Source organism: Enterococcus sp. HMSC061C05, assembly GCF_001814765.1.
GTDB classification, from domain to species: domain Bacteria; phylum Bacillota; class Bacilli; order Lactobacillales; family Enterococcaceae; genus Enterococcus_B; species Enterococcus_B lactis.
This window is the reverse complement of sequence record NZ_KV817750.1, coordinates 119871-143455: the sequence shown is the minus strand read 5'-3', so window position 1 is coordinate 143455 and position 23585 is coordinate 119871. Positions and strand designations below refer to the sequence as shown.

Genomic DNA, 23585 nt, shown 5'->3' with positions numbered 1-23585 from the left:
CGTAGATGCAAGCTTTTGAACACCGTTTAACAAGAGGTTGTGTCAGAAGTAGTCAGCTTCAATAAATAAGAAGGAATTTTCCGAAGAAGCTACTTTTGCATCACCCCCTAAGGAGGCAGTTTTAGCAAATGAAAAAAGATATGAGGAAGAAAGATGTCTAAAAAAGCATCAGTTTTACAAAAATGTCTTCAGATCATGCCAATCATCGGTCTGTTGTTTTTCTTTGTGTTGATTCTCTATGCTTATCATCATGGGATTTTTCGTTCAAGCACGTCTTTGCAAGCGTTTATCCAGGAATTCGGCAAGTATGCAGTGATAGTATTTGTTCTGCTGCAAGTGATCCAAGTGATCATTCCTATTTTGCCGGGAGGGATTTCTTCGGTAGCTGGCATGCTGATGTTTGGCAATGGATTTGGGCTTTTATATAGTTGTATTGGTCTAGTGATTGGGGAAGCAATCGGATTTTTGCTTGTCCGTTACTATGGCGTAGCCTTTGTCCAGCTTATTTTATCGCCAAAAAAGTATCAAAAATTTGATGAATTGCTGACAAGAAAAACGAAAGATATCAAAAAAGTATTAGTCGTTACCTTGCTGCTTCCCTTTGCGCCAGACGACTTGATCTGTCTAGTAGCTGGTTTGACGAAATTATCTTTTAGAGAGTTTATGCAGATCGTGATTTTCTTGAAGCCGTGGTCGGTAGGTGTGTACAGTATGATCATGCTCTTTTTATTCCATCAAGCGCAAGGTCATTTATAATGTAAAAAAGGACGTGGGTGTATGGAAAAAATAAAAGTAACAGAAAATGAACTGGATGAGCTGATGGCAGTCATTCAAGAAGTATGGCCGGAAGCTTTTGTACCAATTATTGGTCAAAAGCAAGTCGATTATATGCTGAAAACTTATCAGTCAAAAAAGCAGATCCAAAAAGAACTGGCAGAAGGCGTTTCTTATTTTTTATTAAAAAGTGAAGGGAAGACTGTCGGTTACACTGCTTATGAAGAGATAAAAGGTAAAATCTATTTAAGTAAATTATATTTGCTGAATAAAGCCCGTGGCCAAGGATTGACTTCTTCGGTTTTTCGCTGGTATGAAGAACTTGCTGCGCAAACAAAGGAAAAAGAGATTTTTTTACGAGTGAACCAGGGAAATCACCAAGCAATCGAGGTTTATAAGCATGAAGGGTTTGAGATTACAGAAGAACTTGTTTCAGATATCGGTCAAGGATTTCAAATGGTCGATTATAAAATGAAAAAAGCTCTCGCATAATCTTAGGAACTGTGTTAAAGTAACTTCATGCGACGGGTCGAGAAGGACTCTGGTTTACAGAGCTCCTAATTGATTTTGGAGGCACAGGATAATTGATTTCTATCTTTATCACCTGCCGGATGCAGGGGTGTCGGGCAAGACTTTTGTGGAGAAGGGCTTGTCTGCTTGAGTAATCAAGTACCGCAAAAATGCGGAAAGAAGCTTATGCTTCTTTCCGCATTTTTTTTTACAAGAATATATTCTGTAAAATTGGTTTATTTTCCCTTTAATGCTAAAATCGAAGAGCAGATTAGTTATAAGACTGTTTAAGGGAGCCATTGTCATGTTCGAAAAACTCAAACGATTTGGGCGCAATTTTACGCAAACAACGCCCTTTATCTTAAGCAATACGGTTATTTTGATTCCTTATCTTTTATTTTTGGGAATAACAGATTCGCATAATTGGCTGACAATTTTGCCATTTACGCTGTTTTATGCCTTTCGGATGACTGGGCTGTTTTTAGTCAATAGTCTACGATTTGGTCTAGATAGTTACACGTTGCTGATGATCGCTCTGCTGATGGGTGGTACTGGTTCATTACTTGGAATACTAGGCGTATTTTATTTTCCTTTGTTTTATTTTTCAAGTGTTCTTCTAGGGCTGAGTGCAGCATGGCTTGTACCTGCTAATATCACGGTCAATTTCCATGAGAAGACGCAAGGCTTTATCAATATGGATGGGAAAAAATACTTATTTGCAGCTATCTGGCTATTTCTCCTCTATCAAGCGATCGGACTGCCTGCACCGACTCAGATTGCAGCAAGCTTTACGATTTATACACTTTTTTACGTCATGGCCTACCATACGGTCAGTCATTATCCGCGTTACGAACTGGATTTCAAAGATATTAAAAGAAACCTAGTGGCTACGCGGGAGCTTGTTTTATTTTTGGTGTTCTTTGGCTTATTGTTTCTTTTGAGAAATGCCCGATTGTTATTCGATGAAAGGCTTTTTGATCTTGCTGTTTATGGTTTCTTGGTGTTGTTCATTGTGTTCGTGTTCGTCTTAGGCCACCAGAAGAAGGAATGGAAGTTGCCAAGTTGGCTGAATCTGTTTACTTTTCTAAACGGAATGCTAGGGAATTTTCTTTTTTTGTTTAGCAGTTTTTATGTTGGCATACTGTACGGATTAGAGAAACTTCCGTTTTATATGTATTTTCCTTATGCTGCCGGTTTGATTGCAGCAAAAATAGTCGGACCATTGATTTTGAAACGTTTATCATGGTCTCCATTGGCTACGCAATTGCTTGGACTGAGTTCTTCTTTGTTGGTCCTCTTGATTCCGAATGGTTTTGCGATAGGTGTCTTTCTGCTTAGTTTCTGGCACGTAGTAACAGGCAGTTGGCTAAATAAGGAATACTATCAAACCGATGTAGCTATTCCAATGGATCGTCGGATTATTGCCAAATACACTACTCAAAATAAAGGAAGTGTGATCCACCAGTTTTTATTGATGACGCTTTTGTTTATTTTAGCAAAAGAAATGGGAGAGCCAATCCATCTACTACTGATCATGCTGAACCATGGAGCAGTGCCGATAGCAAGTGCGCAACTGCTTATTTTAGCCAAATGGATCAATGTCGGTCTCTTAATGAGCGGATTGGTGACTGTATATCATTTATGGAAGAAGGCGAAAAAGAATGAGGCTATTCATTGATGGGGATGGTTCTCCAGTAAAAGACGACGTCATAAAGTTAGGAGAATCCTATGGTCTCGACGTGATTATCGTAACCAGTGTAGATCATTATACGACCAAAGAATACGCTAATCATGTCCAAATCGTCTACGTAGACCGTGGAGCTGATAGTGCAGATTATAAAATCGTCGGTATGGTTAAGAAGAATGATTTTTTGATCACGCAAGATTATGGTTTAGCTTCACTTGTATTGCCGAAGGGTGTGCGAGTGTTCCATCACTCTGGAAAAGAATTTGACGAAGCGAATATCGGTACGCTTCTCGAACAACGTTACCATAGTGGGAAGTTAAGAAAAGCTGGCATAAGGACAAAGGGTCCAAAACCCTTTACGGAGAAAGATCATACGGCTTTTCGTCAAGCGTTGAAAAAGGCAATTGACCAAGGTTTACCAAGTACAGAAGATAGTAGGTAACGAAGGTAGTTTGCTTGTGCGCGAATACATCAAAAAAGGAACAGGGAAACAGGATAAATGGATTCCTTGTTCCTTTTTTTGTTGTTCTTCGGTACTCGCTCAAAAAACGGTAAAATAGGAGGAGTTATTTTTATTTGGTCGTTCTTATTGCTTGAGGCAGAACAGCTTTCTCCCAACTTTTTTCTACTTTTTCCTCTTCTTATACATTTGGATCAATGCATCGATTGCTAAAAAAATAATGACAAATGCGGCAATAGCATACGTAAATATCCCTAATAAGGAAACGACCTCTGCGTTTTCTACAGGTGCAGCTTGGACAAGGAGGGAAGATCCTACGATCAATGCAGCTAAAATCATACCGAAAACAAGCCGATTGATCATACTTTCGATCCTGTTCAATAATTTGTCTTGCTTTTTTAATTCCAAATTGACTTTTCCTTGTCCCGAAGTCCACATTTCTAATAGATGATGGAGCTGTTGTGGAATCTTAGGCGCAGCCTTCATTCCTTCTAATAGATCTAATCCACTTTGTTTCAATGTATCTTCTACATCCAAATGGGTGAGAAAGTAATGTTGGGCAAAAGGCGAAGCAACTTCCATGAGGGAAACTTCAGGGTCAAGGACACGGATTACCCCTTCTAATGTCCCGAATGCTTTCAGCAAAAGCGTGATATCACGGTCGAACTGCAGATTATTTTGATGACAGATCATCACGACTTGTGCGAATACTTCTTGCAAGTTGATTTCATCAATAGGGGAATCATAATATTGTTCAAGAAAACTTGTCAGTTCTTGGTGAAACCGACTTTCATCAAATAAGCCTTCCTGCTGACAAAGTCGAAGGACCGCTTTTTCGATTCGATAAGCATCTTTCGTATACAGCGCTAAAACGGCTTGTGTGAGCTTTTGCCTAAGACCTGCAGAAAGATGCCCCATCATGCCAAAATCAATGTAGTTGACCGTATATGGCGCAACAGGGTCTTCTGTAGAAGTAGAGGCTCGAAAAGCAAAGGGACCGAACTCTTTTTCATGAACTGTTTCAGCTGTTCGGCGAGCTCGTGTCTGTTCTTCTTTTGTTAGCACATGGAACAGCAAATTCCCCGGATGAGGATCAGCATGGAAAAAACCATCATCAAACACCTGTTTCATAAAGTTCTCAACTAAAAGCTTTGCAACTTCTTGTTTCAGCTGCTTGTTTTGAATACCGGTGATAAAAGTTTCTGTTCCGTTTTCGGCATTCATCAAATGATTCAAGTTTTTACCAGACATTTCTTCCATCACGATTACTTTTTTCGAACAAAAAGCGTCATAAATTTTGGGGCTGCGGATCTCTTTCCAGCCATTGTTCTTTTGATAGAATTGTTCGCCATTTTGACTTTCTTTTAAGAAGTCCATTTCATTGATCAAGGAACGTTTTACTTCTTGGAGTACCCCTTTTAGATCAACTACGCTAGTTTCAGGAATGTATTTGATCAAAGGGATTGCACGCTCAAATAGTTGAAGATCAAGGCGGATCTCTTCGGCAATGTTAGGGTGTTGGATCTTAACAACTACCGCGTCACCGCTTTTCAGCTTGGCACGGTGAGCCTGTCCCATAGAAGCGGAGGCAAAAGGCGATTTGGAAAAATCATCGAATATATCTGATACCGAAAGAGAAAGTTCCGTTTCGATCGTCTTTTTGACCGTTGAAAATGTGTCGCTAGGTACACTATCTTGTAATGTTTTGAATGTCTGAGTGAAGGCAGAGGAAAGCAAGTCCTCCCGAACAGAAAGCATCTGTCCTATCTTGATGAAGGTGGGTCCTAATTCTTCAAAGGCTTTTTTTACCTGTTCGGGATTTTTTTGCTGTACAAAGTTTGGCACTACATTGTAGTTGATGAACACTCGAATGATTTCTGCCAAGCGGCTGCGTGGATTTGTTTGCGCCATCATCATCCCTCCTTTCCTTTATCATAACTTTTTATAAAAAACGGGACAAATAATCTAGCTGACAAAAAATAAATGACGTTTGTTCTTTTAGAAACCAACTCGTTTTTTTATAAATAAGTTATTCGTTTATTTTTGTTTTGTGCTAAAATATGAGAGTAAATCACTGAACGATTTAGAATACAGGAGGACAATCTTTTGAAGATTACTTTACTATATGGCGGACGCAGCGCAGAGCATGAAGTGTCCATTCTTTCCGCATTTTCAGTTTTAAATGCCATTTATTATAATTATTACCAAGTTCAACTCGTATTTATTACAAAAGAAGGACAATGGGTCAAAGGTCCATTACTAACAGAAAAACCTGCCAGCAAAGATGTCTTGCATCTTTCATGGGACCCAAGTGGACAGACAGAGGAAGGCTTTACAGGAAAAGTGATCAATCCGGGCGAAATCAAAGAAGAAGGAGCCATCGTTTTTCCAGTTTTACATGGGCCAAACGGAGAAGATGGAACGATCCAAGGCTTCTTAGAGACATTGAATATGCCTTATGTCGGCGCAGGCGTATTGACCAGTGCATGTGCCATGGATAAAATCATGACCAAATATATTTTACAAGCTGCTGGTGTGCCACAAGTTCCTTATGTACCAGTACTTAAGAATCAATGGAAAGAAAATCCTAAAAAAGTATTTGATCAATGTGAAGGTTCTTTGCTTTATCCGATGTTTGTCAAACCGGCGAATATGGGTTCTAGTGTCGGTATTACAAAAGCAGAAAACCGCGAAGAATTGCAAAATGCTTTAGCAACAGCCTATCAGTATGATTCTCGAGCAATCGTTGAACAAGGAATTGAAGCGCGCGAAATCGAAGTTGCTGTATTAGGAAATGAAGATGTTCGGACGACTTTGCCTGGTGAAGTCGTAAAAGACGTAGCATTCTATGATTATGAAGCCAAATATATCAATAATAAAATCGAAATGCAGATTCCAGCCGAAGTGCCGGAAGAAGTTTATCAAAAAGCGCAAGAGTACGCGAAGTTAGCTTACACGATGTTAGGCGGAAGCGGATTGAGCCGGTGTGATTTCTTTTTGACAAATAAAAATGAATTATTCCTGAATGAATTAAATTCTATGCCAGGATTTACGGAGTTCAGTATGTACCCACTCTTATGGGAAAACATGGGCTTGAAATACGGTGATTTGATTGAAGAACTGATTCAATTAGGAATGAATCGATACCATCAGCGTCAATCTTTTTTTGAAAAAAATGAATAAAGAGAAATAAAGAAGAAGCTGGAGTGATTGCGTAACCGCGTTCATTCTAGCTTCTAAATACGAATAGAGAAATTTACTTGGAAGTGAGAGTCATGCGAACCCGCCGTTTAGGCCAAACGCTTTTTTCACAACCTTTTTTAGGAGAGATCTCAATGAATCTAACAATACAAGAAATTGCACAAGCCGTGGGCAGCGAATGCTCTGCACTGACAAAGATTACCAATGTCGAATTTGACAGCCGGAAGATAACCGAAGGAAGTTTATTCGTTCCTCTTGCCGGTACGCGAGATGGACATGAATTTATCCAGCAAGCGATCACAAACGGCGCATCTGCTTCATTTTGGAGCTTGCCTGTTGAACAAGCACCAAAAGATTTTCCAGTTATCCCTGTAGCAGATCCTTTGAAAGCCATGCAGCAATTGGCAACCTATTACTTGGAAAAAGTAGGCGCAGAAGTCGTTGCAATTACAGGAAGCAATGGTAAAACCACCACGAAAGATCTAACCGCGTCTGTCTTGTCTGAAAAATACAAAACATATAAGACGCAAGGAAATTACAACAATAATATTGGTCTTCCTTACACGATTTTGCACATGCCGCAAGATACAGAAAAAATCGTTTTGGAAATGGGCATGGATCACGCCAATGAAATCACAGAACTTTCACTTATGGCTCAACCAAAAGCTGCAGCAATCACAATGATCGGTGAAGCACACATAGAAAATCTTGGGTCGCGAGAAGGAATCGCTAAAGCCAAAATGGAAATCACTGACGGACTTGTACCAGACGGATTACTCGTTGTGCCCGCAGATGAACCGTTGCTGACACCTTTAACGGCAACATTAGTACAAACAGTCACAACATTCGGTATTGGAAATGGCGATGTTCATGCAGAAGTGACAGCAGAAGGAAAAGCGCAAACCGATTTTGTAGTAGAAGGAGAAACATTTACGATCCCGCTGCCTGGAAGTTATAATGTAACGAATGCTTTGATTGCGTATACGATCGGGCGCTTCTTTGGACTGTCCATACCTGAGATACGCCAAGGGCTCGCTCATGTTTCTATCACACAAAATAGAACTGAATGGCTAACGGCAGGAAATGGTGCAGCTATTTTGAGCGATGTCTACAATGCAAATCCAACAGCCATGGGACTAGTATTAGATACTTTTAAAAATCTGCCAACAAAAGGGCGCAGAATCGCTGTGTTAGCAGATATGCTGGAATTAGGGAAAGATTCATTAAACATGCATGCGCAAATGAGTGAACATATCGATCCTGAGAAATTTGCCATGATTTTCTTGTACGGGGAACAAATGCATGCATTAAAAGAAGACTTGAATCAAAAATATCCGCAACTACCTGTGTTCTATTTTGAAAAAGAAAAGAATAAATTGATTGAAGCTGTCAAACAAACTCTTGAATCAACAGACAGTATTATGCTGAAAGGCAGCAACAGCATGGGCTTATTCGAAGTAGTAGAACAGCTTCAGCAAATGAAATAAAAATCTGTAAACTTGCAGAAAATGAAAAGCTATGTTAGAATAACCTATTGCCGAAAGATGAAGAGAAATTGGACTGGTTTTGCCATGGAAGCAACTTGTCGAAACCAGATGTCATAATCATGATAAAGCTGAACGCGACCCGTTTGGCTTTTCTAATGCCTAAACTTCGCAAAGTGATTTTTCGGTGGTGCCACAGGGGCTAAGAATGGGTAAAAACGTGCGTGGCCACTGTCAAAAAGAAACAATACACTTTGACCGAACAAATCGACGGGGTAGCAAAAAAGCTACATCCTCAGTTAACAACTATATAGGAGGATTCATTTGAAATTTAAAGAACTAGAATTATCACCAGAATTGTTGAAATCAGTCGAACGCGCTGGTTTTGAAGAAGCAACACCTATCCAAGCAGAAACGATTCCGCTAGCATTAGCTGGAAAAGACGTTATTGGACAAGCACAGACAGGTACAGGGAAAACAGCTGCATTTGGATTACCAATGTTAGAAAAAATCGATCCAGATCGTCACGAATTACAAGGTCTGGTTATCGCACCAACACGTGAATTAGCTATCCAAACACAAGAAGAACTATATCGTTTAGGGCGCGACAAAAAAGTGCGTGTGCAAGCCGTCTACGGTGGAGCAGATATTGGCCGTCAGATCCGTGGCTTGAAAGATCGTCCACATATCGTTGTGGGTACACCAGGACGTATGCTTGACCACATCAACCGCCATACATTGAAGCTTGGAACTGTTCAAACATTAGTCTTGGATGAAGCAGATGAAATGTTGAATATGGGCTTCTTGGAAGATATCGAAAAAATCATTTCTCAAGTTCCTGAGCAAAGACAAACATTACTTTTCTCAGCAACAATGCCGCCAGCCATCAAGAATATCGGCGTTAAATTCATGAAAAGTCCACATCATGTGAAGATCAAAGCGAAAGAAATGACAGCTGACTTGATCGATCAATACTATGTCCGCGCAAAAGAATACGAAAAATTTGATATCATGACTCGCTTGTTTGATGTTCAAACACCGGAACTAACAATCGTCTTCGGACGTACAAAACGCCGCGTAGATGAATTGGCACGCGGATTAGAAGCACGTGGTTATCGTGCAGAAGGAATCCATGGCGATTTGTCTCAACAAAAACGGATGAGCGTATTGCGTTCATTCAAGAACGGTCATTTAGATATCCTTGTAGCGACAGACGTTGCCGCACGTGGATTAGATATCTCAGGTGTCACTCATGTGTACAACTATGATATCCCTCAAGATCCAGAAAGCTACGTTCACCGTATCGGACGTACAGGTCGTGCCGGAAAAGGCGGTATGTCTGTGACTTTCGTTACACCAAATGAAATGGACTACTTGCATGTGATCGAAAACTTGACGAAAAAACGGATGACGACTTTACGTCCGCCAACTGAAAAAGAAGCATTCAAAGGTCAATTAGGTGCTGCAGTTGAACAAATCGAAACAAAACTTGCAGAAAACGGTCTAGATAAATACCTGCAAACAGCAGATAAATTATTAGAAGAATATTCTGCACAAGATTTGGTTGCATTACTGCTGAAAACGACAGCAAAAGATCCAGCTGATGCAGTACCAGTGAAGATCACACCAGAACGTCCATTGCCAATGCAGAAAAAAGGATACAACAAAAATGGCAAACGTGGCGGCGGAAACAACCGTAATCGTCGTGACGGCGGGAATTATCGTGGAAACAAATCAAAAGGCGGTTATAGCAAAAATAATAACAGCCAAAAAGATGGCGGTAAACGTCACAATGATAAAAAACGCGGATTTGTGATCCGTTCAAATAACGATTAAACCTAAAATGAAAGTTTCTCTGTTTTAAGAGAAACTTTCATTTTTGTTATTTGTGGACTTATTTGTGGCAAAATGGTTATAATTTGGTAGAATGAGAGTGTTCTAAATTTATTGAAAAGAGAAAAGCATATGATAAAAGGAATTGGGATCGATGCAGTCGAATTGTCTAGGATCACTCGGCTGATCGAAGAAAAACCAAAATTCATTGCACGAATCTTGACCTCTGAAGAAACGAAACTGTTCCAGTCCTTGCCTTTTCATCGCCAAGTAGAATTTTTAGGCGGGCGTTACGCCTGTAAAGAAGCTTTCTCTAAAGCTTGGGGAACGGGGATCGGGAAAGTTACCTTTCAAGATATCGAGATTTTAAAAAATGAAAACGGTCAGCCCGTTGTTACGCGTTCCCCTCATGAAGGCAATGTATGGGTCAGTATTACTCACACAAATGAAACAGCTTTTGCACAAATTATTTTGGAAGACTAGAAAGAAGGAAAAATGATGGTTGTCGCTTGGCACCGCCCAACGAAAGCAGTGATACATAAAAAAGCTATAACTGAAAATGTAGCAAATGAAGTGGCAAGACTTCCGCAAGGGAAAGAATTGTTTGCAGTAGTAAAAGCAAACGGATACGGTCATGGAGCTGTAGAGACAGCTGAAGCAGCAGTTGCTGGTGGAGCTTCGGGTTTTTGTGTTTCAAATTTAGATGAAGGAGTCGAGTTGAGAGAAGCTGGATTTACTCAGCCCATCCTTATCTTGAACATGGTTCCTTACGACGCACTGGCTTTAGCTGTTGCTCATGATTTGTCAGTAACTGCAGGTACACGGGAATGGTTGCAGGCAGCAGCTGCTATTTTAGAGGAAAGTAAGCTAGAGATGCCTCTTTTGATCCATTTAAAAGCAGATACTGGGATGGGGCGTATCGGTTTTTGTACACCTGAAGAAGTAAAAGAGGCAGCTGCATTCATCAGAGAAAGTCGTGTATTAGAATGGGAAGGATTATTTACTCATTTTTCTACAGCAGATCAAGCAGATGATACGTATTGGAACCTGCAAAAGGAACGCTTTATGGAAGTGCTAAAAAAACTTCCTGAACTTCCTCGATATGTGCATGTCAGTAACAGTGCAACGGCTTTATGGCATGATGAAACAATCGGCAATATGATTCGTTATGGAGTAGCAATGTATGGACTGAACCCATCTGGGCATGCACTTCCGGAAGTTTATCCGTTACAGCCAGCGCTTGAACTGGTTTCTGAATTGATCCAAGTCAAAAAACTCCCAGCAGGTGAAGGAATCGGCTACGGGGAAACATATATCACTCCTGAAGCAGAATGGATCGGAACGATACCGATCGGTTATGCAGATGGCTGGCTACGAAAGATGCAAGGTTTTTCTTTATTGGTAGAAGGAAACTATTGTGAAACGATTGGACGTGTATGTATGGATCAACTGATGATCCGATTGCCTCAAGAATTTCCGGTCGGAACAAAAGTGACGCTTATCGGCAAAAATGCAGACAAAGAAATCACTATGCAAGATGTAGCAGATCAATTAGGTACGATCCACTATGAAGTGGCATGCGGATTAGGACAGCGGATACCAAGAGAATATCAAGAATAAGGAGGATCCTATGGTAAAAAGAGGAGATATTTATTTTGCTGATCTTTCTCCAGTCGTGGGATCGGAGCAAGGCGGAACACGTCCAGTTTTGGTTATTCAAAATAATCTAGGTAACCATTTCAGCCCGACGATCATTGTTGCGGCTATAACGGCAAAAATGGCTAAGCCTAAGCTTCCGACTCACATTGGGATCAAAGCTACTGGAACAGGAATAGAAAGAGACTCCGTTATCCTGTTGGAGCAGATCAGAACGATCGATAAATCAAGATTGAAAGAAAAAGTCTGCCATTTGGATCGTCCAATTATGGCAGAAGTTGACCGAGCATTAAAAATTAGTGTGGGCATTGAGGCACTCACTCCTGTTACTAAATAAGTATAGCGAAGTAACCATGCAGCCTTTACATATAAAAAAAGGACCAACTGTGCGTAAAAAAAGATACGTCCGCTTCTAGTACCAGCATTTCTGCTAGAAGAAGCGAACGTATCTTTTTTGATGATCCAAGGAGTGGTCCATGCGCCCTCCTCCTTTACAGCCAGACTTGGACTACCAGCTGGCTTTTTTTACTCCTGGAATCAAACCTTTATGTGCTAACTCACGGAATTTTATACGGGACATCCCGAATTTACGCATGTATCCGCGAGGTCGTCCATCGATTAGATCGCGATTTTTCAACCGTTCTGGACGAGCATCTAAAGGAAGTTTACGCAAGCCTTCATAATCTTTTTGCGCTTTTAATTCCTGACGTAAAGCAGCATAGCGTTCAATCGTTTCTTGCTGTTTTTTTGCTTTGGCAATCTTTGATTTTTTAGCCATCAACAAATTCCTCCAATTTTTTTATTAGCGTAAATCGTAATCTTTACGCTTTTAGATGAATAATTTAACACGATACGCGAAAAAAAACAACTATTTTGTTTTGGATCATGTTCCAAATCGAAAAGACATTTTTTTTGTCAAAATAAAGGCATGAACGTAAACTTAAAGAAAAAGGGAGATGGTAACCATGCGAAGATTTGCAATTAACGGTTACGGAGAAGCGCAAGATGTTTTTGAAGAAATCGATGCTCAACCCAGAGAAGTCGATTCCGGACATATTCGTGTAGAAATAAAAGCATTCAGCGTGAATCCGTATGATGTTGCCTTGCGTTCAGGAGAGATGAAAGAGATACGAACATTGAAATTCCCTTATGTACTAGGTAATGATGGCGCTGGTATCGTGACAGAGATTGGTTCAGATGTCACAACTGTTCATGTAGGTGATCGAGTAGCTGTCCATGCAGTCGGCGGGACTTACGGAGAAGAAGTCGTACTGCCATCAGCAAAAGCAGTAAAAATTCCAGATGAAATGAGTTGGGAAGAAGCAGCCGGAATGGTCACACCAGGGATTACGGCGTACAATCTAATCAATCATTTGACGGAAATCCAGCCGACAGATACAGTGATGGTTCTAGGTGCATCAGGTGCGGTCGGGTCTAGTCTGATCCAGCTTCTCCACGAAAAGGGCATCCAAGTCTTAACCAGTGCCTCTAGTAAAAACGAAGAAAAAGTAAGGAAACTAGGAGCTTCAGCATTTGCTGCTTATGATAAAACAGACCCAGGTATGCAATTTGCTGATCAAGCAGACCTTGTGATTGATGCCACGAAAGGAAGCATCAAAGGAGAAACCGGCATCCAGATCCTGAAACCAGGTGGGAGATATGTTGCATTAAATGACCTCCCAGACCTAGATTTGCGGCAAAAAAAGGAAGGCTTTTATGAATCATTTGTTCCAAGAAAGGAATATCAAGATGCAGAAGCCTTTGCTGGCATAATCAAAGCCTATCAAAAAGGTGCCTTTCATATTTTTATTTCAATGAATCTGTCTGCTTCCCTTGCACATGTCATCCAAGCACATCAGCAAGTTGAAGGGCATCCTCCTGCTGGGAAAATCATTTTGTCATTCGAAAAGTAAGAAATATAGGAATAAAAAATGAAAAAAGCTGAAACATTTTTGTAGGGGCAAAGACCAAAAAAGTGTTTTAGCTTTTTTGCGTATACGTATAATAGATAAAAACTTTGGCATAAAATTATCTTTCCCTTTTATTTCATGATAAAGTAAAGGCTGTAATCCTTAATTATTTCTCAATATGTAAGAGATTACAATGAGACAATTGCCGTGATATGTCCAAAAATTCGACTTTTTTGAAAAAAGCCGATTGAAAAAAGTATGAAATACATGGTAAAGTAATTCAGCTGAAAAAAGAAGAAGGGGGAGAACTATGCAGTCAATCAAAAATACACTTCGTTTATATTTGCTTGACTGGAAACGGATTTTCAAAAACCCGATTGCTACACTTTTGATCATTGCGATCATGATCATCCCTTCGCTGTATGCGTGGTTTAACATTAAAGCACTATGGGATCCATATGGAAATACTGGAGAGCTGCCAATTGCTGTTTACAGTGCAGACAAGCCAGCAGAGTTTCAAGGTAAAGAAGTGGCCATTGGGGAGCAAGTCATCGAATCGCTTCATAAAAATAAACAATTAGGATGGCAATTCGTTGATTCAAAAGAACAATTAGAAGACGGAGTCCGTTCCGGAAAGTATTACGCAGGTATTTACCTGCCAAAGGATTTCTCAGAAGATCTGCTGAGTTTTACTAGTGGTGACATCAAGAAACCAAAAATCGAATATACGGTAAATGAAAAAATCAATGCGATTGCACCGAAAATCACCGATAAAGGAGCAAGTTCGATCCAATCGCAAATCACAAATGAATTTATCAAAACAGCCAGTTCGACTTTATTGAAAGTATTCAATGAAATAGGTTACGACATCGATACGAACCTAGTAAGTATCAATAAAGTCAAAGATATGATTTTATCAACAGATGAAAATCTGGACACGATCGACGGCTACACAAAGCAAGTCCTCGAATTACAAAGTCAACTACCTGACATTAAAGAAAAACTGAATAAAGCAAATGAATTCGTGGATTACATCCCTAAAGTAGATGAGATGGGCGAAAAAGTCGTTGCATTGAATGACAAAATGCCTGAGTTGAAAGACCAAGCAAAAATCATCCTTGATTTGCAAGAAAAAATCCCAGAGATCCAAAATGCCGGTAAACAACTAGCAGAGATCGACGGTGATTTTGCTTCGATCCAAGAGACAATGAATCAAGGAATTGACGAAGCAAAACAAGGCTTGACGATCATCCAACAAGTACAAGATATCTTGCCAGATGTGAAAAATTTAGAAAACCAGGCAAGTGATCTAGCAAACCAAACAAAATCAGGTGCCTCTCAGCTGAAAGATGCGATACCAAGCATCACAAACAGTGTAGATGTTACATTGAAGTCAATTGGACAAGTGGCAACAACGACGGGTTCGCTAGCTGAGACGATCAATGCAGCTGTCCAAGATAACCAACTAAGTGAAAAAGAAAAAGAAGATATCGGGAATGTATTAAACAGTTTTATCAACAGTATTCCTCAACAACAAAATGCAATCGATAAACTGGTCGAGTTCCTGACTAAATTGCAAACAAGTGCTGGAAATACGAAATTGCAGCCAGTTATTGATCAGCTAAATCAATTGAAACCCTTGCTAGGCGATTTGCAAAGTCGTCTCACTGATTTGAACACAGCTGTTCAAGAAGGGAACACGGATAGAGTTACTGATTTATTAAAACAAGTACAAACTGCTGCTGAAAATGTTAATGGTATCGTTACTGGTATCAAGACGGATCAAGTCAGCTCTACCGTCACTTCTCTACTAGACCAAGTCATCGATACGATTGGGACTGCACAAGGCGCACTGAGCAAAGCGGACCAGATCGACTTTGATTCGCTTCTCAGCTCAACAAAAGCAACTGTAACAAATGCAGTGGCAATCTTAGAAAAATATCAAAAAGAAATGCCTGCAATTGGACAAGAAATCCACGATGCCAATACAATGTTGAATGGCAATATGGAGACCATCGTCAATGGCATCAATGAAGGGGCAGACCTATACAACAATGAATTACCGATCCTTCAGCAAAAATTAGGGTTGGCCGCTGATTTTATCCAAAATGATTGGCCCGCACTAAAAAATGAAATCACCGGTACATTGACAACAGTAAATGAAAAAATGCCAGAAGTCGAAACAGCTGTGAACGCTGCTGCGGACTTGATCAACAATGACTGGCCAAATATCAAAGCTGGTATCCAAAAAGCAGCAGATGCGATCCGAAAAGGCGAACAGGAAGTTGATTTAGGCGAAGTCATCAAATTATTGAAACTAGATGCAACAAAAGAAAGTGACTTCTTTACACAACCTGTTGAGCTGCAAACCAATGCGCTCTATCCAATCGCAAATAACGGTTCAGCTAGCACCCCATTTTATACTGCACTATGTCTGTGGGTCGGCGCTGTTCTTCTTTCAAGTGTTGCTACGACAGAATACTATTTAGGAAAGAAAGACCGAAACAATTTTACGAAACGAGAACAATTCGTTGCTCGTATGCTGACATTCTTGACAATGGCAATCGCGCAAAGCTTGATTGTTACATTAGGAAATATTTTCTTACTAGGAGTAGATGTCCAAAATCCAGTCTACAGCGTGTCATTTGCTGTCTTGATCGCCTTAGCGTTCATGATGATCGTTTACGTCTTGGCTGCATTATTCGATAATGTCGGTAAAGGGATCGCTATCATCATTTTAGTACTGTCGATCTCTGGTGGAGGCGGGAACTATCCGATCCAAGTCTCAGGAAAATTCTTCCAAATGATCAATCCGTTCTTGCCATTTACGCATGCGGTAAACTTGTTGCGGGAATCTGCAGGAGGCATTTACTGGCCAAATGCTACGAATGCAATCTGGATCATGGTCGGTTTATTTGTTGTCTTTGGAGTCGTAGGAACGGCAGTCTATCCGTTCATCGAAGAAAAAATGACGAAATTCAAAGAAGCGGCGCACGAGAGCCATATTTTTCATTAAAGAAAAGAGGGTGTGAGATCAGCGTTTTGAGCTAATACCGAGGGTCAGCTGATGGAACACCGTGTACCAAGAGGTTGTGAAAAAGCTGTTCTGCACCAAGTAATAAGAATGACCAAACAAAAACAGCTTCACATTTCTCTTTCAAAAGTTAAGATATAAAAAAGGATAGAACCTGATTTTCTAAGTCAAGTTCTATCCTTTTATTATAGAATTCAAAGAAAAAGCCCATAAAAAAATGTTAGATTTTTGCTGTATTAAAGCGTTTGAAAAAGCGCTTGATATTTTTCTGTTTTTTTCCAATTATTTTCTTAAAGTTTATTGACTTTTAAGGTCAGTGAGCGTACTATAACATCTTGTTTACTATAAATTTTCGACTATAATACTTGAAGTAAAATTGCGTGTAAAGGAGTTTAAAAATTGGATTACTTAAAAAGGTTGTTAGTAGGTAAGCCTTTAAAATCTGCTGAAAATGATGAGCACAAATTAACCCGTTTTGCTGCTTTGGCATTATTGTCGTCTGATGCGTTATCATCTATTGCATATGGTACGGAACAAATCGTTGTCGTTTTAGTCGCTTTGTCTGCTGCAGCTATCTGGTATTCGCTGCCCATTGCCGCTTTTGTTATTATTTTATTGATTTCCTTAACGCTATCATATCGTCAAATCATTCATGCTTATCCTCATGGCGGTGGAGCATATGTCGTCAGCAGTGAGAATCTTGGGAAGAATGCGGGCTTGATTTCCGGTGGCTCTTTATTGATCGACTACATGTTGACGGTAGCAGTATCTGTCTCAGCAGGTGCTGAAGCAATCACATCAGCGGTGCCAGCATTATACGGGCATCAAGTTGCTATTTCTGTGACAATCGTTTTACTACTGATGATGCTGAATCTTCGTGGTCTGAGAGAATCTGCATCGTTCCTGTTATTTCCGGTGTACACATTTATCCTTGTAATCTCGTTGCTAATCGTTGTTGGGTTATATAATATCGTGACAGGTGCTGTGCCATTGCAAGCTACTGCGCTTCCAGGAGCGGCTGTTCCGGGGGTTTCTATCGCCTTGATTTTACGAGCATTTTCTTCTGGTTCCTCCTCTTTGACTGGGGTGGAGGCTATCAGTAATGCCGTACCATTCTTCAAAAAGCCAAGAGCCAAAAATGCCGCTGCCACATTGACGATGATGGCATTGATCTTAGGTTTCTTCTTCGTTGGAATCACATTTATCAATTATTGGTATGGAATCGTTCCAGAAAAAGAAGTCACTGTTTTGTCTCAAATCGGTAAAGCTGTCTTTGGACATGGTATTTTGTATTACGTCCTTCAATTTGCTACAGCACTGATTTTAGCCGTTGCTGCCAATACTGGTTTTTCTGCTTTTCCAGTTCTTGCATACAATCTGGCAAAAGATAAATTCATGCCTCACATGTATCAAGATCGTGGGGATCGACTAGGCTATTCCAATGGGATTATCACTCTAGCGCTAGGTTCGATCGTGTTGCTGTTTATTTTCCATGGCTCAACAGAACGCTTGATTCCGTTATACTCTATCGGCGTGTTCATTCCATTTGCTTTATCTCAAACAGGGATGGTCGTCAAATGGAAAAAAGAAGGAAAAAGATGGTTAAGCAAATCGATTGCCAATATTACAGGTGCGTTCATCTCATATGCAATCATTGCGATTTTGTTCGTCTATCGGTTAGGAGACATTTGGCCTTTCTTCATCATCATGCCAATCGTTATGTTCATTTTTTATAAGATCCATGATCATTATAAAAAAGTGGCAGAACAGCTTCGTTTAGAAAATGATGCAAAACTACATGACTATGACGGAAATACCGTTCTTGTATTAGTTGGGAATGTGACACGGGTGAATATCGGTGCGTTGAATTATGCACGTTCGATCGGTGATTATGTCGTTGCGATGCACGTTTCGCTAGACGAAGATGTCGAAAAAGAAAAAGAAATCGAAGCAGAATTTAAAAAGCATTTCCCAGATGTCCGTTTCTCAATCGTCCATTCTTCTTACCGCTCGATTGAAAACCCAATTATTCGGTATGTAGATATCGTAAGTAAAAATGCAGCGAAACAAAACTATACAACTACTGTGCTGATTCCTCAATTTGTACCAAACAGACGCTGGCAGAATATTCTCCATAACCAAACAAGTTTGCGGTTAAGATTGCGATTGTCTTGGCGTGAAAATATCGTTGTCAGCACCTATAGCTACCATTTGAAGAAATAAGTCCATCAAGAATCTGGGACACAAAGTAGTTTATTGAATATCATTTAAATAAAAAAGGTCGTAGCGCTCAAGCGCTACGACCTTTTTTTGTCTTGATTCATTCTGTCTGCGATTTTTTTGAAGCAGGATCTAGCCGTCTTTCCAAAATACCTAAAAGCCAGTCCGTGATGATCGCCATTAATGCAGTTGGCAATGCACCGGCTAAAATAATCGATGTGCCATCTGTTGCATTGGTTCCTCGGATAATGATATCTCCAAGACCACCAGCACCGACGAATGCACCGATCGCGGTTATCCCGATGGCAACAACTAACGCGTTTCTTATGCCTGCCATGATAACAGAAACAGAGAGTGGTAACTCTACCATGAATAGTCGTTGTCTAGCAGTCATCCCCATGCCTTTGCCGACATCAAGGATATTTTTGTCTACTTGGATCATTCCAGTGTACGTATTCTTGATAATGGGTAACAGGGAATATAAAAATACAGTAACAATCACGACATTGACTCCCAGACCTAATCCAATGATCAGAATGGAGATCATGGCTAAGGAAGGAATCGTCTGGATGATATTCGCCAAACGAATCACCCAGTTTGCTAATTTACGTCTCCTAGAAATCATGATCCCGACCGGAATCCCGACAACTGCTGCAAAGAGGACACCATAGATAGAAATCAGGAAGTGACGGATAAATTGTGCAAAGATATAGGAGCCATTTTCCTGGAAATAATAGAAAAATTGTTGAAAGACATTCATTTTATCCAATTGCTTCACTTCCCTTCAAAATAGTGGTTTTCTTGTAAGAAACGTTGTGCTACTACTGATGGTTCCACTAGATTATTATCTGCTTCATAGTTCAATTCCTGCATTTTTTCCGTACTGATGGTATGACCTAACTTATTTAAGGCTTCTTTTAAATGAGGCGTATCAGCTAATACCTTGTTGTCTACAACTGGAGCAGCATCATATGGTGGGAAGAATTGACGATCATCTTCCAACATGACTAGATCATAACTGGCAATCCGTCCATCCGTAGAGTAGCCAAGAACAATATCCATTTTTCCTGCTTCGACTGCATCGTAAACAAGTCCAATCTGCATAGGTAATATCGAATTAAAAGAGAAGCCATAAGTTTCCTGGAAGCCGTCGTAACCGTCTCCTTTACGATTGATCCAAGAAGTATCTACACCAGCTACTAATTCATCCGCTACATTTTTCAGATCGCTGACTTTAGATAGATGGTATTTTTGTGCGGTGTCTTTTCGAACAAGAAAGACATACGTATTTTCAAAACCATAGGACGGGAACCACGTTTGATCGTATCTTTTCTCAAATTCATCTTTCACGGTAGCAAATGCTTTTTTCGGATCTTTTTCAGGAGGAAGATTCAATGTAGTGGTTAAATCTGTTCCTGTGTAACGAGCTGCTGAAATCGAAGCATCTCCGTTCATCATCGCTTGGTGGTTGATAGTTGTAGTAGCCAGATTGTTGATGATCGCTGTGTTTTTATCTGTATAATGTTCAACCATCCCGGCAACTAGACTTGCTAAGATCTGAGCTTCAGAAGTGATTCCACCTGTGATCGAGATGGTGTCTTCATCTGTATTGCTGGCAAGTCCAGGGAAGGAACAACTCGCAAGTATAAGAAGAGAGAGAAGAACCATGGTCATTTTTAATATACGTTTCATTCTTCATTCTCCTCTCTAAGTGCGATCGGTGTCAGCCGGTGTTCCAAGAGACCTAGAAGCCAATCAGCCAACAGTGCTAAAATCGTTACAGGGATCGTACCTGCCAAAATGAGATCTGGTTGGTAATTATTCAGTCCACTAAAAATCAAATCACCTAGACCACCAGCCCCGATATAAGAGGCAAGGGTAGCCCATGCAATCACGTAAACGGCAGCTAAACGAATGCCGGCCATGATCGTTGGCATAGCAATAGGCAGTTCGACGGAAAAAATGGATTGGAACTCAGTCATTCCCATCCCTTTTGCCACATCCCGATAATTCCAATCGACATTTTTCATCCCGATATACGTATTTCGTAGAATTGGCAATAATGAATAAATAAAGAGAGCGATGATCGCAGGTAATTTACCTACGCCAAATAGCGGGATCATCAATGCCAATAAAGCAAGAGAAGGGATTGTCTGCAAGGCACTGGTTAAGCCAATCACAATCGTGGCAGCTTTCGGAAAACGTGTCAGTAAGACACCAAGCGGTACAGCAATGATGATACCAATGATCAAAGCAAGTCCCGAAATATAAAGATGTTCAAAACCTTTTGAGAGAATTTCTGAACCGTGCTGATGAAAAAACTGCTGCATAGGTCAGACCTCCTTAGATTCTTCAGGAGTAGCTGACTCTGCAACATCAGTAGTTGCGGGGTCTTCTCCCCAAATCACATCGTAGACGATATCCACTAATGATGCGCGAGTCAAGATACCTACGACTTTGTTCTGTTCATCAACGACCGGCACGTATTTCAGCCCGCGTTTTAAAATGCGTTGCAAGGTATCACGAAGATAGGCGGATTCTTTTACGTAAAAAACATGTTTATTCAAAATGTCGCCTACACTGGATACTTTTCCTCGTTTTTTATTCAACGTTTCTACATCGATAAATCCTTTTAATACATTCGAATTATCGGTAACTAACAACGTATCTACACGTTTTTCCCTCATCAGTTTGATTGCTTCTTGTAATGATTTTTCCGGTGTAATCGTGATTGCTGTATTTAGCATAACTTCTCCGACTCTTGTCGCATTTGGTTTTGCTTGTAGTAAGCGATCTTCTCCAATCAACTCTTCTACGAAATCGTTTGCAGGATGACGTAAAATATTTTCTGGTGTATCGAATTGGATCACACGACCTTCACTCATGATGGCGATACGGCTTGCTAGTTTAATCGCTTCATCCATGTCATGGGTTACAAATACGATCGTTTTTCCCAAGCGCTCTTGTAAATCTTTGACAAGGTCTTGCAAAGAATCACGAGTGATGGGATCAAGCGCACCGAATGGCTCGTCCATCAAGATGATATCTTGATTCGCTGCCAAGGCACGAACGACTCCAATACGCTGCTGCTGACCACCAGATAATTCATGTGGGTAGCGATCTAACATCTCACGGGGCAATTCCACAAGATCAATCATTTTTTCAGCTGTTTTATTCCGTTCTTCTTGACTGACTTTCAACAATTTTTGGACAAGAGTGATATTTTCACGGATCGTCATGTGAGGCATCAATCCAATACTTTGGATAACATAGCCGATCTGACGTCGCAATTCCACTGGATCAATTTCTTGGATGGATTTTCCATCAATCAAAATTTTCCCTTGTGTTGGATCAGTCATTCGGTTGATCATCCGCATCGTTGTGGTTTTTCCGCTTCCGCTCGTACCGATAAAACAGATGAATTCACCCTTTTCAAATGAAAGATTGACGTCCTCTACAGCAACTTTTCCACCTTTATAAATCTTTGACACATTTTGAAATTCAATCATGGTGCCACCTCTTTTTTTCTTTTTCAATGAAGGTTCTCCTACTACTAGTATGCCTAAAAGAACGCTAGATTACAAATGAGGTGTATTTTTTTGGGCGCTGAGTGTTTTTGATGAAAATAAAAGGGACAGAGTCAAGAAAAATCAGTCGCCGTTTTTTGCCAATTCAGCACGAAAAATGGTAGAATGATTGAGCACATGATAGAAAGTGAGTGACGATATGTTAACAACAGAAGATTTTGATTTTGACTTGCCGGAAGAGTTGATCGCACAAACACCATTAAAAGACCGCGATCATTCTCGTTTACTTGTTTTGGATCGGAAAACTGGAGAAATGAAAGACAAGCATTTCCATGAAATCATTGAAGAATTACACCCTGGTGATGCGCTAGTCATGAATAATACACGAGTTCTGCCCGCTCGTTTATATGGAGAAAAACCAGATACTGGTGCTCATTTAGAAGTCCTTCTTCTAACGAATACAGAAGGAGATACGTGGGAGACATTGATCAAACCTGCGAAACGTGCCAAAGTTGGGACAAGAATCTCTTTTGGTGATGGCAGATTGCAAGCAGTAGTGAAAGAAGAATTGGAACACGGCGGACGGATCATTGACTTTGAGTATGAAGGAATTTTTCTAGAGATTCTTGAATCGTTGGGAGAAATGCCATTGCCTCCATATATCAAAGAACGTCTGGAAGACCCAGATCGCTATCAAACTGTCTATGCGAAAGAAAATGGTTCTGCTGCAGCGCCAACAGCGGGATTGCATTTTACGAAAGAACTGCTTGATGAGATTGAAGCAAAGGGTGTTGAATTAGTCTATCTGACACTACATGTAGGGTTAGGTACATTCCGACCTGTCAGCGTAGATAAAATTGAAGAACACCATATGCATAGTGAATTCTACCGTTTGACGGAAGAAGCAGCTGAGCGATTGAACCAAGTACGTAAAAATGGCGGGAAAATCGTGGCTGTCGGAACAACTTCAATTCGAACATTAGAAACGATTGGAACGAAATTCAATGGAGAAATCAAAGCAGACAGCGGATGGACTGATATTTTCATTACGCCTGGCTATGAATTCAAAGTGGTAGAAGCTTTCTCAACTAATTTCCATTTGCCAAAATCGACTTTAGTCATGTTAGTTAGTGCCTTTGCAGGAAGAGAATTGACTTTATCTGCTTACCAGCATGCGATTGACGAGCGCTATCGTTTCTTTAGTTTCGGAGATGCGATGTTCGTGAAATAAGACTGTTTAGAACAATCATACTCTGAGTATGAAAAAGTCAAGAATATCTCCGTAAAAA

Annotated in this window: 20 protein-coding genes; 14 read left to right on the top strand and 6 right to left on the bottom strand. The window is 40.3% G+C overall.

The features are described 5' to 3' along the window. Window positions 1-153 precede the first annotated feature (153 nt). The 4 genes from HMPREF2988_RS10080 (at window position 154) to HMPREF2988_RS10065 (ending at window position 3413) form a co-directional block, all read left to right on the top strand. The gene (locus tag HMPREF2988_RS10080) at window positions 154-756 is read left to right on the top strand and encodes a TVP38/TMEM64 family protein (protein ID WP_002293431.1); all 603 of its coding nucleotides are present in this window, start codon (window positions 154-156) and stop codon (window positions 754-756) included. A gap of 21 nt (window positions 757-777) precedes the next feature. After that, window positions 778-1266 (top strand): GNAT family N-acetyltransferase, encoded by a 489-nt coding sequence (locus HMPREF2988_RS10075; protein ID WP_002293430.1) that lies wholly within the window; start codon window positions 778-780, stop codon window positions 1264-1266. 322 nt (window positions 1267-1588) lie between these two features. Continuing rightward, window positions 1589-2962 carry a hypothetical protein gene (locus HMPREF2988_RS10070; protein ID WP_070770581.1) on the top strand — a complete coding sequence of 458 codons (1374 nt, stop codon included), beginning with the start codon at window positions 1589-1591 and terminating at the stop codon, window positions 2960-2962. Beyond that, the gene (locus HMPREF2988_RS10065; RefSeq protein WP_002315565.1) at window positions 2946-3413 is read left to right on the top strand and encodes a YaiI/YqxD family protein; all 468 of its coding nucleotides are present in this window, start codon (window positions 2946-2948) and stop codon (window positions 3411-3413) included. Before HMPREF2988_RS10070 ends, HMPREF2988_RS10065 begins: the two co-directional genes overlap by 17 nt. A gap of 183 nt (window positions 3414-3596) precedes the next feature. Here the strand turns inward: HMPREF2988_RS10065 and HMPREF2988_RS10060 are convergent, their stop codons facing one another. Continuing rightward, window positions 3597-5342 carry an ABC1 kinase family protein gene (locus HMPREF2988_RS10060; RefSeq protein ID WP_002315566.1) on the bottom strand — a complete coding sequence of 582 codons (1746 nt, stop codon included), beginning with the start codon at window positions 5340-5342 and terminating at the stop codon, window positions 3597-3599. 195 nt (window positions 5343-5537) lie between these two features. On the opposite strand from HMPREF2988_RS10060, the gene HMPREF2988_RS10055 reads away from it, so the two are divergent. The 6 genes from HMPREF2988_RS10055 to HMPREF2988_RS10030 all read left to right on the top strand — a co-directional run bounded on the left by HMPREF2988_RS10055 (window position 5538) and on the right by HMPREF2988_RS10030 (window position 11942). Next, complete coding sequence (locus HMPREF2988_RS10055) at window positions 5538-6614, top strand: D-alanine--D-alanine ligase (RefSeq protein ID WP_002293424.1); 1077 nt, start codon at window positions 5538-5540, stop codon at window positions 6612-6614. 152 nt (window positions 6615-6766) lie between these two features. Beyond that, window positions 6767-8119 carry a UDP-N-acetylmuramoyl-tripeptide--D-alanyl-D-alanine ligase gene (murF, locus tag HMPREF2988_RS10050; RefSeq protein ID WP_070770587.1) on the top strand — a complete coding sequence of 451 codons (1353 nt, stop codon included), beginning with the start codon at window positions 6767-6769 and terminating at the stop codon, window positions 8117-8119. Window positions 8120-8440: 321 nt separating this feature from the next. Beyond that, the gene (locus HMPREF2988_RS10045; RefSeq protein ID WP_002293419.1) at window positions 8441-9952 is read left to right on the top strand and encodes a degradosome RNA helicase CshA; all 1512 of its coding nucleotides are present in this window, start codon (window positions 8441-8443) and stop codon (window positions 9950-9952) included. Between the two features lie 129 nt (window positions 9953-10081). Beyond that, complete coding sequence (acpS, locus tag HMPREF2988_RS10040; RefSeq protein WP_002293418.1) at window positions 10082-10432, top strand: holo-ACP synthase; 351 nt, start codon at window positions 10082-10084, stop codon at window positions 10430-10432. A gap of 15 nt (window positions 10433-10447) precedes the next feature. Beyond that, complete coding sequence (alr, locus tag HMPREF2988_RS10035; RefSeq protein WP_070770580.1) at window positions 10448-11569, top strand: alanine racemase; 1122 nt, start codon at window positions 10448-10450, stop codon at window positions 11567-11569. 10 nt (window positions 11570-11579) lie between these two features. After that, window positions 11580-11942 carry a type II toxin-antitoxin system PemK/MazF family toxin gene (locus tag HMPREF2988_RS10030; protein ID WP_002289874.1) on the top strand — a complete coding sequence of 121 codons (363 nt, stop codon included), beginning with the start codon at window positions 11580-11582 and terminating at the stop codon, window positions 11940-11942. Between the two features lie 171 nt (window positions 11943-12113). On the opposite strand, the gene rpsN is transcribed toward HMPREF2988_RS10030, so the two are convergent. After that, window positions 12114-12383: a 30S ribosomal protein S14 gene (gene rpsN, locus HMPREF2988_RS10025; protein WP_002293413.1), complete on the bottom strand. Its 270-nt coding sequence runs from the start codon at window positions 12381-12383 to the stop codon at window positions 12114-12116. Between the two features lie 187 nt (window positions 12384-12570). Here rpsN and HMPREF2988_RS10020 point away from each other — a divergent pair, with 187 nt between their 5' ends. The 3 genes from HMPREF2988_RS10020 (at window position 12571) to HMPREF2988_RS10010 (ending at window position 18772) form a co-directional block, all read left to right on the top strand. After that, entirely contained in the window at window positions 12571-13518 is a 948-nt protein-coding gene (locus HMPREF2988_RS10020) for an NADP-dependent oxidoreductase (protein WP_002315569.1), read from the top strand. Between the two features lie 307 nt (window positions 13519-13825). Beyond that, window positions 13826-16531, top strand: a complete 2706-nt coding sequence (locus tag HMPREF2988_RS10015) for a YhgE/Pip domain-containing protein (RefSeq protein WP_070770579.1) — start codon at window positions 13826-13828, stop codon at window positions 16529-16531. A 417-nt stretch (window positions 16532-16948) separates the two neighbouring features. Continuing rightward, the gene (locus HMPREF2988_RS10010; protein ID WP_002294202.1) at window positions 16949-18772 is read left to right on the top strand and encodes an APC family permease; all 1824 of its coding nucleotides are present in this window, start codon (window positions 16949-16951) and stop codon (window positions 18770-18772) included. Between the two features lie 97 nt (window positions 18773-18869). Here the strand turns inward: HMPREF2988_RS10010 and HMPREF2988_RS10005 are convergent, their stop codons facing one another. The 4 genes from HMPREF2988_RS10005 to HMPREF2988_RS09990 are packed head-to-tail and all read right to left on the bottom strand — an operon-like array spanning window position 18870 to window position 22278. Continuing rightward, on the bottom strand, window positions 18870-19547 hold the full coding sequence (locus HMPREF2988_RS10005) for an ABC transporter permease (protein ID WP_002329722.1): 678 nt from the start codon (window positions 19545-19547) through the stop codon (window positions 18870-18872). Next, entirely contained in the window at window positions 19544-20461 is a 918-nt protein-coding gene (locus tag HMPREF2988_RS10000) for an osmoprotectant ABC transporter substrate-binding protein (protein ID WP_002293406.1), read from the bottom strand. Before HMPREF2988_RS10000 ends, HMPREF2988_RS10005 begins: the two co-directional genes overlap by 4 nt. Continuing rightward, window positions 20458-21099 carry an ABC transporter permease gene (locus HMPREF2988_RS09995; protein ID WP_002293405.1) on the bottom strand — a complete coding sequence of 214 codons (642 nt, stop codon included), beginning with the start codon at window positions 21097-21099 and terminating at the stop codon, window positions 20458-20460. Before HMPREF2988_RS09995 ends, HMPREF2988_RS10000 begins: the two co-directional genes overlap by 4 nt. 3 nt (window positions 21100-21102) lie before the next feature. Next, on the bottom strand, window positions 21103-22278 hold the full coding sequence (locus HMPREF2988_RS09990; RefSeq protein WP_002294192.1) for a betaine/proline/choline family ABC transporter ATP-binding protein: 1176 nt from the start codon (window positions 22276-22278) through the stop codon (window positions 21103-21105). 217 nt (window positions 22279-22495) lie between these two features. Here HMPREF2988_RS09990 and queA point away from each other — a divergent pair, with 217 nt between their 5' ends. Beyond that, complete coding sequence (gene queA / locus HMPREF2988_RS09985) at window positions 22496-23527, top strand: tRNA preQ1(34) S-adenosylmethionine ribosyltransferase-isomerase QueA (protein ID WP_002293403.1); 1032 nt, start codon at window positions 22496-22498, stop codon at window positions 23525-23527. Window positions 23528-23585: the final 58 nt, after the last annotated feature.